General features: G+C 54.7%; 10 protein-coding genes and 1 pseudogene. 9 read left to right on the top strand and 2 right to left on the bottom strand.

The annotated features are described in order from the left end of the window. Window positions 1-111: 111 nt before the first annotated feature. Complete coding sequence (locus HMPREF2959_RS02585) at window positions 112-1077, top strand: siderophore ABC transporter substrate-binding protein (RefSeq protein WP_002243382.1); 966 nt, start codon at window positions 112-114, stop codon at window positions 1075-1077. 85 nt (window positions 1078-1162) lie between these two features. Here the strand turns inward: HMPREF2959_RS02585 and HMPREF2959_RS12735 are convergent. Then, window positions 1163-1270 (bottom strand): annotated as a pseudogene (locus HMPREF2959_RS12735) (IS5/IS1182 family transposase); the annotation flags it as partial. A gap of 139 nt (window positions 1271-1409) precedes the next feature. On the opposite strand from HMPREF2959_RS12735, the gene HMPREF2959_RS02590 reads away from it, so the two are divergent. The 5 genes from HMPREF2959_RS02590 to HMPREF2959_RS02610 all read left to right on the top strand — a co-directional run bounded on the left by HMPREF2959_RS02590 (window position 1410) and on the right by HMPREF2959_RS02610 (window position 6026). After that, window positions 1410-2378 carry an ABC transporter permease gene (locus tag HMPREF2959_RS02590; RefSeq protein WP_002243381.1) on the top strand — a complete coding sequence of 323 codons (969 nt, stop codon included), beginning with the start codon at window positions 1410-1412 and terminating at the stop codon, window positions 2376-2378. Beyond that, window positions 2368-3342: an iron chelate uptake ABC transporter family permease subunit gene (locus HMPREF2959_RS02595; protein WP_002243380.1), complete on the top strand. Its 975-nt coding sequence runs from the start codon at window positions 2368-2370 to the stop codon at window positions 3340-3342. Before HMPREF2959_RS02590 ends, HMPREF2959_RS02595 begins: the two co-directional genes overlap by 11 nt. A gap of 44 nt (window positions 3343-3386) precedes the next feature. Further along, window positions 3387-4013 carry an FmdE family protein gene (locus HMPREF2959_RS02600; protein ID WP_002243379.1) on the top strand — a complete coding sequence of 209 codons (627 nt, stop codon included), beginning with the start codon at window positions 3387-3389 and terminating at the stop codon, window positions 4011-4013. 83 nt (window positions 4014-4096) lie between these two features. After that, window positions 4097-4855 carry an iron ABC transporter ATP-binding protein gene (locus HMPREF2959_RS02605; protein ID WP_002243378.1) on the top strand — a complete coding sequence of 253 codons (759 nt, stop codon included), beginning with the start codon at window positions 4097-4099 and terminating at the stop codon, window positions 4853-4855. Between the two features lie 292 nt (window positions 4856-5147). Next, window positions 5148-6026 (top strand): YadA C-terminal domain-containing protein, encoded by an 879-nt coding sequence (locus HMPREF2959_RS02610; protein ID WP_070696357.1) that lies wholly within the window; start codon window positions 5148-5150, stop codon window positions 6024-6026. A 65-nt stretch (window positions 6027-6091) separates the two neighbouring features. On the opposite strand, the gene HMPREF2959_RS02615 is transcribed toward HMPREF2959_RS02610, so the two are convergent. Beyond that, window positions 6092-6430: a P-II family nitrogen regulator gene (locus HMPREF2959_RS02615; protein ID WP_002243375.1), complete on the bottom strand. Its 339-nt coding sequence runs from the start codon at window positions 6428-6430 to the stop codon at window positions 6092-6094. A 94-nt stretch (window positions 6431-6524) separates the two neighbouring features. Here HMPREF2959_RS02615 and HMPREF2959_RS10620 point away from each other — a divergent pair, with 94 nt between their 5' ends. The 3 genes from HMPREF2959_RS10620 (at window position 6525) to gloB (ending at window position 11709) form a co-directional block, all read left to right on the top strand. Further along, window positions 6525-6737, top strand: coding sequence for a hypothetical protein (locus HMPREF2959_RS10620; protein ID WP_078835863.1), 213 nt, complete (start codon window positions 6525-6527; stop codon window positions 6735-6737). 156 nt (window positions 6738-6893) lie between these two features. Continuing rightward, window positions 6894-10856 (top strand): phosphoribosylformylglycinamidine synthase, encoded by a 3963-nt coding sequence (purL, locus tag HMPREF2959_RS02620; protein WP_061450906.1) that lies wholly within the window; start codon window positions 6894-6896, stop codon window positions 10854-10856. A 94-nt stretch (window positions 10857-10950) separates the two neighbouring features. Beyond that, window positions 10951-11709, top strand: a complete 759-nt coding sequence (gene gloB / locus HMPREF2959_RS02625; RefSeq protein ID WP_002243373.1) for a hydroxyacylglutathione hydrolase — start codon at window positions 10951-10953, stop codon at window positions 11707-11709. The last annotated feature ends 155 nt before the right edge of the window (window positions 11710-11864 follow it).

Below are 11864 nucleotides of genomic sequence, written 5' to 3' on the forward strand. Positions count from 1 at the left end.
CTTGTCCTGATTTTTGTTAATCCACTATAGATTATCATTTATCCTTTCTAAAGCCGTTCCGGTTTGTCCGACCGGCGGCTTTGCCCCAATATCCCCATTTTGGAGACACCTATGTTACGTTTGACTGCTTTAGCCGTATGCACCGCCCTCGCTTTGGGCGCGTGTTCGCCGCAAAATTCCGACTCTGCCCCACAAGCCAAAGAACAGGCGGTTTCCGCCGCACAATCCGAAAGTGCGTCCGTTACCGTCAAAACCGCGCGCGGCGATGTTCAAATACCGCAAAACCCCGAACGTATCGCCGTTTACGATTTGGGTATGCTCGACACCTTGAGCAAACTGGGCGTGAAAACCGGTTTGTCCGTCGATAAAAACCGCCTGCCGTATTTAGAGGAATATTTCAAAACGACCAAACCCGCCGGAACTTTGTTCGAGCCGGATTACGAAGCCTTAAACGCCTACAAGCCGCAGCTCATCATCATCGGCAGCCGCGCAGCCAAGGCGTTTGACAAATTAAACGAAATCGCGCCGACCATCGAAATGACCGCCGATACCGCCAACCTCAAAGAAAGTGCCAAAGAGCGCATCGACGCGCTGGCGCAAATCTTCGGCAAGCAGGCGGAAGCGGACAAGCTGAAGGCGGAAATCGACGCGTCTTTTGAAGCCGCGAAAACTGCCGCACAAGGCAAAGGCAAGGGTTTGGTGATTTTGGTCAACGGCGGCAAGATGTCCGCCTTCGGCCCGTCTTCACGACTGGGCGGCTGGCTGCACAAAGACATCGGTTTGCCCGCTGTTGACGAAGCCATCAAAGAAGGCAGCCACGGTCAGCCTATCAGCTTTGAATACTTGAAAGAGAAAAATCCCGACTGGCTGTTCGTCCTTGACCGCAGCGCGGCCATCGGCGAAGAGGGTCAGGCGGCGAAAGACGTGTTGAATAATCCGCTGGTTGCCGAAACAACCGCCTGGAAAAAAGGACAAGTCGTTTACCTCGTTCCCGAAACTTATCTGGCAGCCGGCGGCGCGCAAGAGCTGCTGAACGCGAGCAAACAGGTTGCGGATGCTTTTAACGCCGCGAAATAATGAAACGGCGGCATTCGATGCCGTCTGAAACACGGATGCAAACCGCTTCCCGTGTTTCAGACGGCATTGCCCGATACGGGCGTTATAGTGGATTAAATTTAAACCAGTACGGCGTTGCCTCGCCTTGCCGTACTATTTGTACTGTCTGCGGCTTCGTCGCCTTGTCCTGATTTAAATTTAATCCACTATATCGCGGGAATGGCGGCAAGCGTTTTTATTGGAACTTGCCCTATCCTCTGCCCATCCGGAGGCTTCAAACAAGGCTTTCCGCTCCGACGGTTCGGACTGCCTTGTTTGAATCTTCTACGCCTTAACGCTTTTCCCTTCTGTTTATGACTGCCAAACCTTTTTCCCTCAACCTGACCAACCTCCTGCTGCTGGCGGTGTTGTTTGCCGTCAGCCTGTCGGTGGGCGTTGCCGATTTCCGCTGGTCGGATGTGTTTTCGCTGTCCGACAGCCAGCAGGTTATGTTCATCAGCCGCCTGCCGCGCACGTTTGCGATTGTGCTGACGGGCGCGTCGATGGCGGTGGCGGGGATGATTATGCAGATTTTGATGCGTAACCGTTTTGTCGAGCCTTCTATGGCGGGCGCGGGTCAGAGTGCGGCTTTGGGTTTGCTTCTGATGTCCCTGCTGCTGCCTGCCGCGCCGCTGCCGGTCAAAATGTCGGTTGCCGCCGTTGCCGCGTTAATCGGGATGCTGGTGTTTATGCTGCTTATCCGCCGCCTGCCGCCGACGGCGCAGCTGATGGTGCCGCTGGTGGGGATTATTTTCGGCGGTGTGGTTGAGGCGGTGGCGACGTTTGTCGCGTATGAGTTTGAGATGCTGCAAATGTTGGGCGTATGGCAGCAGGGCGATTTTTCGAGCGTGCTGCTGGGGCGGTACGAGCTGCTTTGGATTACGGGCGGTTTGGCGGTGTTTGCCTATCTGATTGCCGACCGGCTGACGATTTTGGGTTTGGGCGAAACGGTAAGCGTGAACTTGGGGCTGAACCGGACGGCGATTCTGTGGTCGGGGCTGATTATTGTGGCTTTGATTACGTCGCTGGTTATCGTTACGGTCGGCAATATTCCGTTTATCGGGCTGGTCGTGCCGAACATCATCAGCCGCCTGATAGGCGACAGGCTGCGCCAAAGCCTGCCTGCGGTGGCTTTGCTGGGTGCGTCTTTGGTTTTATTGTGCGACATTATCGGACGCGTGATTGTGTTTCCGTTTGAAATTCCGGTATCGACCGTCTTCGGCGTATTGGGTACGGCGTTGTTTTTGTGGCTTTTGTTGAGGAAACCCGCCTATGCCGTCTGAAAAAAATATCGGTTTTATGGCAGGAAGCAGCCGTCCGTTGTGGGTCGCCTTTGCGCTGTTGCTGGTTTCCTGCGGACTGTTTATGACGCTCAACGTCAAAGGCGATTGGGATTTTGTACTGCACCTGCGGCTGACCAAACTTGCCGCGCTGCTGATGGTCGCCTATGCGGTCGGCGTGTCCACGCAACTCTTCCAAACGCTGACCAACAATCCGATTCTGACCCCTTCGATTTTGGGTTTCGATTCGCTGTATGTGTTTTTGCAGACGCTTTTGGTTTTCGCTCTGGGCGGCGTGGGCTATGCTTCCCTGCCGTTGACGGGCAAATTCGGCTTTGAACTGGTCGTTATGATGGGCGGCTCGCTGCTGTTGTTCTACACGCTCATCCGTCAGGGCGGGCGCGATTTGCCGCGTATGATTTTAATCGGCGTGATTTTCGGGATTTTGTTCCGCAGCCTTTCCTCGCTGCTTTCGCGCATGATAGACCCCGAAGAATTTACGGCGGCGCAGGCGAATATGTTTGCCGGATTCAATACCGTCCACAGCGAGCTTTTGGGCATAGGCGCGCTGATTCTGCTCGTCAGCGCGGCGGTCGTTTGGCGTGAACGCTACCGCTTGGACGTACACCTTTTGGGGCGCGACCAAGCCGTCAATTTGGGCATCAGCTACACGCGCAACACCTTATGGATACTGCTTTGGATTGCCGCGCTGGTGGCGACGGCGACCGCCGTTGTCGGCCCGGTAAGCTTTTTCGGGCTTCTCGCCGCCTCGCTTGCCAACCACTTTTCCCCGTCCGTGCGCCATTCCGTCCGCCTGCCGATGACGGTTTGTGTCGGCGGCATCCTCTTGGTCGGCGGACAGACCGTATTCGAACACTTCTTGGGCATGAAGGCGGTATTAAGCGTGGTGGTCGAATTTGCGGGCGGACTCGTTTTCCTCTATCTCGTTTTAAAACACAAAAAATGACGGATGCCGTCTGAACGGCAGCCCGCCCCGAAAGGACAAACCATATGACGCAAGAACGTTTACCCGAATTTTTCGACCGCGCCCCGACGCTGACCGTACAAGACCCGCTTGCCGCATTCCTCGGCGCGGCGCAAGACGGCATCCTCACTTACCGCTACGCCGATGCCGTGCGCCTGTGCGGACATTCCTGCCCGACCGTCGCGGGCGCGTACCTGATGGTTATCAAAGGACTGAAAGCCCTTTACGGCGAAGAGCTGCCCGAACGCGGCGGCATCGAAGCCGCCATGCAGGGAGCGCGCGACGAAGGCACGGTCGGCGTAACCGCGTCCGTCGTCCAACTCCTTACCGGCGCAGCCCCCGAAACCGGCTTCGGAGGCATCGGAATACAGGGACGCTTCGCCCGCCGCAACCTCTTATCCTTTGGTGCAGGCGAAATCAACGGCACACTGACCCTGCGCCGCAAAGACAACGGTAAAACCGTCGCCGTCAGCATCAACGCCGCCCTGAAACCCTTCGCACCCGAAATGCGCGAACTTATGCCCAAAGCCGTCGGCGGCAGCGCAAGCGCAGAAGAACTCGAACGCTTCGGACAACTCTGGCAGGCACGCGTTAAAGCATTTTTGACCGAATCGGCGGACGACCCGCAGTTCGTCATCGTCCGCGAAGTGTGAGCGTTCAGACGGCATTCCGAATTTCAAATGCCGTCTGAACCCCGCCAAACAACAACAAACCTACGCCCGACAAGCATCCGCCTATGATTACCATCCGCAACGTCAGCTACCGCATCGGCACGCGCCCCATTCTGGACAACATCAGCCTCGACATTCCCGAAGGCGGCATTACCGCGCTGATCGGCCCGAACGGCGCAGGCAAGTCCACCCTGTTTTCCTTTATGGCGCGGCTGCGCCCGCTTGAAAGCGGCAGCATCGCCTACCGAGGCAAAAACCTTGCCGGCACTCCCACCGCCGAACTCGCCCGCACGCTCTCCATCCTCACCCAAGAAAACAGCATCATGAGCCGCATCACCGTGCGCGACCTGCTGATGTTCGGCCGCTATCCCTACCACCAAGGCAGGCCGACTGCCGAATGCCGCCGTATCGTTAACGGTGCAATCGAAGAATTCCACCTGCAAGACCTCTCCGACCGCTATCTGACCGAACTCTCCGGCGGACAACGCCAACGCGCCATGATTGCGATGGTGTTCTGCCAAAGCACCGACTACGTCCTTTTGGACGAACCGCTGAACAACCTCGATATGTATCACGCCCGCTCGCTCATGCAGATTCTGCAAAAGCTCACGCGCGAACACAAACGCACCACCGTCGCCGTATTGCACGACATTAACCAGGCCGCCGCTTACGCCGACCACGTCGTCGCCATGAAAAACGGCAAAGCCGTCCTGACCGGCACGCCCGAAGAAGTGTTCACCGTACACAACATCAAAGAACTGTTCGACATGGACGTGGACGTACTCGACTACGAAGGCAAAAAACTGATTGTCCACCATATCTAAATCCGACAAAAAGGCCGTCTGAACATTCAGACGGCAACCCATATCCTGACAAAATTAAGACACGACACCGGCAGAATTGACATCAGCATAATATGCACATATTAACAGATATTAATGCCGAACTACCTACCTGCATGAATCAAATAAATAAATAAATAAATAAATTGCGACAATGTATTATATATATGCCTCCCTTCATATATACTTCAATATATAAACAAACTTGGTGGAAATAAAATACTTGCAAAAGATTTTCGCCCCATTTTTTAACCACTCACAAAGGTAATGAGCCATGAAACATTTCCAATCCAAAGTACTGACCGCAGCCATCCTTGCCACTTTCTGTAGCGGCGCACTGGCAGCCACAAACGACGACGATGTTAAAAAAGCTGCCACTGTGGCCATTGCTGCTGCCTACAACAATGGCCAAGAAATCAACGGTTTCAAAGCTGGAGAGACCATCTACGACATTGGTGAAGACGGCACAATTACCAAAAAAGACGCAACTGCAGCCGATGTTGAAGCCGACGACTTTAAAGGTCTGGGTCTGAAAAAAGTCGTGACTAACCTGACCAAAACCGTCAATGAAAACAAACAAAACGTCGATGCCAAAGTAAAAGCTGCAGAAACTGCAGCAGGCAAAGCCGAAGCTGCCGCTGGCACAGCTAATACTGCAGCCGACAAGGCCGAAGCTGTCGCTGCAAAAGTTACCGACATCAAAGCTGATATCGCTACGAACAAAGATAATATTGCTAAAAAAGCAAACAGTGCCGACGTGTACACCAGAGAAGAGTCTGACAGCAAATTTGTCAGAATTGATGGTCTGAACGCTACTACCGAAAAATTGGACACACGCTTGGCTTCTGCTGAAAAATCCATTGCCGATCACGATACTCGCCTGAACGGTTTGGATAAAACAGTGTCAGACCTGCGCAAAGAAACCCGCCAAGGCCTTGCAGAACAAGCCGCGCTCTCCGGTCTGTTCCAACCTTACAACGTGGGTCGGTTCAATGTAACGGCTGCAGTCGGCGGCTACAAATCCGAATCGGCAGTCGCCATCGGTACCGGCTTCCGCTTTACCGAAAACTTTGCCGCCAAAGCAGGCGTGGCAGTCGGCACTTCGTCCGGTTCTTCCGCAGCCTACCATGTCGGCGTCAATTACGAGTGGTAAGCAGCATCTCCCGATAAAGAAACCGCAGCCCTGCAAGGCTGCGGTTTTTATTTTCTATCCGGCCGTCAGACTGCTGCGTCCGCACGTTCGCCCGTGCGGATACGGATTGCCTCCTCGACCGGCAGCACAAAAATCTTGCCGTCGCCGATTTTGCCCGAACACGCCACCTCGACAATCACGTCAATCGCGCGTTCCACAGCGTCATCCGCCAACACCAGCTCGATTTTGACCTTGGGCAGGAAATCGACGGCGTATTCCGCACCGCGATAGATTTCCGTATGCCCCTTCTGCCTGCCGAACCCTTTGACCTCGCTGACGGTCATCCCCGTAATGCCGATTTCCGTCAACGCCTCGCGCACGTCGTCGAGTTTGAACGGTTTGACAATCGCCTCGATTTTTTTCATCACATTCTCCATTAATTAACGTAAACAAACGACAAATATAGCAGAAACCGCCGGCAAACGATAAACGGTACTGTTCGCCCGGCGATGCGGCGATTTGCCGGAAACCGTCATTCCCGCGCAGGCGGGAATCCCGATCTCTGCATTTCAGCAATATTTAAAGGTTTCTGTAAATCCAAACTTCCATATTCCTAACCGTACGGAAACGACGGCATTTGATCTAAAAACATACGGAAGCAGTTGCCCGCCCCTCTACTTCCTGCAATTATCCGCATACCCGGCTTTGGGTAAAAATCAGAAAAACAGATAAAACCCTTATTCCTTAATATCTTCAGACGGCACCTGTATTTTCCCCAACTGTATGCCGTCTGAAGATTGTCAACATTTTAAGCCAAAATACCCAAGCAATACAGCCCCGTTGCGCGTATAATGACAGATTTTCCAACCGCATTTGAGAGCCGAATCCATGTCTGTCGTTTTGCCCTTGCGCGGCGTTACCGCCCTTTCCGATTTCCGTGTCGAAAAACTCTTGCAAAAAGCCGCCGCACTCGGACTGCCCGAAGTCAAATTAAGCAGCGAATTTTGGTATTTCGCCGGCAGCGAGAAAGCATTGGATGCCGCGACTGTCGAAAAACTGCAAGCCTTGTTGGCGGCGCAAAGCGTTGAACAAACGCCAAAAGCGCGCGAGGGCTTGCATTTGTTTTTGGTAACGCCCCGTTTGGGTACGATTTCGCCGTGGGCTTCCAAGGCGACCAATATCGCGGAAAACTGCGGTTTGGCAGGCATCGAACGCATCGAGCGCGGCATGGCGGTGTGGCTGGAAGGTCGTCTGAACGACGATGAGAAACAGCAATGGGCGGCGTTGCTGCACGACCGCATGACCGAATCCGTGCTGCCCGATTTTCAGACGGCATCCAAATTATTCCACCATCTCGAATCCGAAACCTTTTCCACCGTTGATGTTTTGGGCGGCGGTAAAGAGGCTTTGGTCAAAGCCAATACCGAAATGGGCTTGGCACTCTCCGCCGACGAAATCGATTATCTGGTTGAAAACTATCAGGCTTTGCAGCGCAATCCGTCCGATGTTGAATTGATGATGTTCGCGCAGGCAAACAGCGAACACTGCCGCCACAAAATCTTCAACGCCGACTTCATCCTCAACGGCGAAAAACAGCCGAAATCCCTGTTCGGTATGATACGCGACACGCACAACGCGCATCCCGAAGGTACGGTCGTCGCCTATAAAGACAATTCGTCCGTGATTGAAGGCGCGAAAATCGAGCGTTTCTATCCGAATGCGGCGGAAAACCAAGGCTACCGTTTCCACGAGGAAGACACGCATATCATCATGAAAGTGGAAACGCACAACCACCCGACCGCCATCGCGCCGTTTGCGGGCGCGGCAACGGGCGCGGGCGGCGAAATCCGCGACGAAGGCGCAACGGGCAAAGGTTCGCGTCCGAAAGCAGGCTTGACCGGCTTTACCGTGTCCAACCTCAACATCCCCGACCTCAAACAGCCGTGGGAACAAGACTACGGCAAGCCGGAACATATTTCCTCGCCGCTGGACATCATGATCGAAGGCCCCATCGGCGGCGCGGCGTTCAACAACGAATTCGGCCGCCCGAACCTCTTGGGCTACTTCCGCACTTTTGAAGAAAAATTTGACGGTCAGGTTCGCGGCTACCACAAACCGATTATGATTGCCGGCGGCTTGGGCAGCATTCAGGCGCAGCAGACGCATAAAGACGAAATCCCCGAAGGCGCGTTGCTGATCCAACTGGGCGGCCCGGGCATGCTTATCGGCTTGGGCGGCGGCGCGGCTTCTTCGATGGATACCGGCACGAACGACGCTTCTTTAGACTTCAACTCCGTACAACGCGGCAACCCCGAAATCGAACGCCGCGCGCAAGAAGTCATCGACCGCTGCTGGCAGCTCGGCGACAAAAACCCGATTATCTCCATCCACGACGTGGGCGCAGGAGGTTTGTCCAACGCCTTCCCCGAACTGGTCAACGATGCCGGACGCGGCGCGGTATTCGAGCTGCGCGAAGTGCCGTTGGAAGAACACGGTTTAACGCCTTTGCAAATCTGGTGCAACGAATCGCAAGAGCGTTATGTCTTGTCGATTTTGGAAAAAGATTTGGATACCTTCCGCGCCATCTGCGAACGCGAACGCTGCCCGTTTGCCGTGGTCGGTACAGCGACCGACGACGGTCATTTGAAAGTGCGCGACGATTTGTTCGCCAACAACCCCATCGATTTGCCGTTGAACGTCTTGCTCGGCAAACCGCCCAAAACCACGCGTACCGACAAAACAGTTACGCCATCTAAAAAACCGTTTCACGCCGACGATATCGACATCACCGAAGCCGCCTACCGCGTTTTGCGCCTGCCTGCCGTAGCCGCCAAAAACTTCCTGATTACCATCGGCGACCGCAGCGTCGGCGGCATGACCCACCGCGACCAAATGGTCGGCAAATACCAAACCCCCGTAGCCGATTGCGCCGTTACCATGATGGGCTTCAACACCTATCGCGGCGAAGCGATGTCTATGGGCGAAAAACCGACCGTCGCCCTGTTTGACGCGCCTGCTTCGGGCAGAATGTGCGTCGGCGAAGCCATCACCAACATCGCGGCGGTCAACATCGGCGACATCGGCAACATCAAGCTCTCCGCCAACTGGATGGCGGCGTGCGGCAACGAAGGCGAAGACGAAAAACTCTACCGCACCGTCGAAGCGGTTTCTAAAGCCTGTCAGGCACTGGATTTGAGCATCCCCGTGGGCAAAGACAGCCTGTCGATGAAAACCGTTTGGCAGGATGGCGCGGACAAGAAATCCGTCGTTTCGCCGTTGAGCCTGATTATCTCCGCGTTCGCGCCGGTTCAAGACGTACGCAAAACCGTTACGCCCGAATTGAAAAACGTCGAGGACAGCGTATTGCTGTTTGTCGATTTGGGCTTCGGCAAAGCGCGTATGGGCGGCTCTGCATTCGGTCAGGTATACAACAACATGAGCGGCGACGCGCCCGATTTGGACGACACAGGCCGTCTGAAAGCGTTTTACAACGTGATTCAACAGCTTGTCGCCGAAGACAAACTCTTGGCATACCACGACCGCAGCGACGGCGGCTTGTTTGCCGTTTTGGTAGAAATGGCGTTTGCAGGGCGGTGCGGCTTGGATATAGATTTAAATTTATTGCTTGCACAAACATTTATTACCAACCATACCGCTCTGTCTCAATCATTGCGGACTGAAGAGGTAAAAGCGTTGGCTGAATGGCAAGAAACCATTGCCCGCACATTATTTAATGAAGAGTTGGGTGCTGTTATCCAAGTTAGAAAACAAGATGTTGCCGATATTATCAATTTATTCTATCAACAACAGCTGCATCATAATGTCTTTGAAATCGGTACGTTAACTGATGAGAACACGTTAATCATCCGCGACGGGCAAACGCACCTTATTTCTGACAACCTAATCAAACTGCAACAAACCTGGCAAGAAACCAGCCATCAAATCCAACGCCTGCGCGACAACCCTGCCTGCGCCGACAGCGAGTTTGCCCTGATTGGCGACAACGACCGCAGCGCATTGTTTGCCAACCTGAAATTCGACGTGAACGAAGACATCGCCGCGCCGTTTATCAACAGCGGCGCGAAACCCAAAATCGCCATCCTGCGCGAACAGGGCGTGAACGGGCAAATCGAAATGGCCGCCGCCTTCACCCGCGCCGGATTCGATGCTTACGACGTGCATATGTCCGACCTGATGGCAGGCCGTTTCCGCCTTGCCGACTTCAAAATGCTGGCGGCGTGCGGCGGCTTCAGCTACGGCGACGTACTCGGCGCGGGCGAAGGCTGGGCGAAATCCATCCTGTTCCACCCCGCCTTACACGACCAGTTCGCCGCCTTCTTCACCGACCCGAACACGCTGACATTGGGCGTGTGCAACGGCTGCCAGATGGTCAGCAACCTCGCCGAAATCATCCCCGGCACGGCAGGCTGGCCGAAGTTCAAGCGCAACCTGAGCGAACAGTTCGAAGCGCGCCTGAGCATGGTTCATGTCCCCAAATCCGCGTCGCTGATTCTGAACGAAATGCAAGGCTCCAGCCTGCCCGTCGTCGTCAGCCACGGCGAAGGCCGCGCCGACTTCGCGCTTCACGGCGGCAATATTTCCGCCGATTTGGGCATTGCGCTGCAATATGTGGACGGTCAAAACCAAGTTACCCAAACCTATCCGCTCAACCCCAACGGCTCGCCGCAAGGCATCGCCGGCATTACCAACGCCGACGGCCGCGTGACCATCATGATGCCCCACCCCGAACGCGTGTACCGCGCCGCACAAATGAGCTGGAAACCGGAAGGCTGGACGGAACTGTCCGGCTGGTACCGCCTCTTTGCCGGCGCACGTAAAGCCTTGGGCTAACCGCCCTACTCAAACCAATGCCGTCTGAAGAATATTTCAGACGGCGTTCTGGCATACCATCCTTTAAACGGTATCCGTCCACCGAGGAACACTCATGAAAATCACCCCCGTCAAAGCCCTAACCGACAACTACATCTGGATGATACAGCACGGCAACCATGCCGTCTGCGTCGACCCTTCCGAACCCTCGCCCGTCTTGGAATTCCTCGTCCGCAACCGCCTCATGCTTGCCCAAACATGGGTAACTCACCCCCACCCCGACCACGAAGGCGGTGCGGCGGCACTCTGGCGCGGCTACATGGAATCGCCCGTTTACGGCGAATCCGACATCGAAGCGGCAACCCACACCGTAACCGCAGGCACCCAATTTACCTTCGGCGAAGGGTTAATCACCGTTTGGGCAACCCCGGGCCATACCGACCGCCACATCAGCTACCTTATGGAAACTTCAGACGGCATACACGTCTTTTGCGGCGACACCCTGTTTTCCGCCGGCTGCGGACGCGTGTTTACCGGCACAATCGAACAGCTTTACGACAGCTTCCAACGCTTCAACCGCCTGCCTGAAAACACCCTGTTCTACCCGGCACACGAATACACCGCCGCCAACCTGGATTTTGCCGCCCATATCGAGCCGGACAACGCCGACATTCAGACGGCACTGAAAGCGGCGGCGCATACGCCTACCCTGCCCGTTACCCTCGCGCACGAACGCCGCGTCAATCCGTTTTTGCGCGTCGACCTGCCGCACGTCAGAGACCGCGCCGAGGCATTGAGCGGGAAAACGTTAAACAGCAGCCTCGATACCTTTGTCGCGCTGCGTGAACTTAAAAACCAATACCGGACGAAATAAAACAACGGGAAAACGCAGCCATTCCTAGGATTTTTATTAAAATCTTAAATAAAATCATACAATCATCGCCAATAGACGAAAGGACACCGTTGCCTTATAATCAAACAAAAACAAAATATATAATATAGTGGATTGAATTTAAATCAGGACAAGGC

It is taken from the genome of Neisseria sp. HMSC070F02 (genome assembly GCF_001814225.1).
Classification (GTDB): domain Bacteria; phylum Pseudomonadota; class Gammaproteobacteria; order Burkholderiales; family Neisseriaceae; genus Neisseria; species Neisseria meningitidis.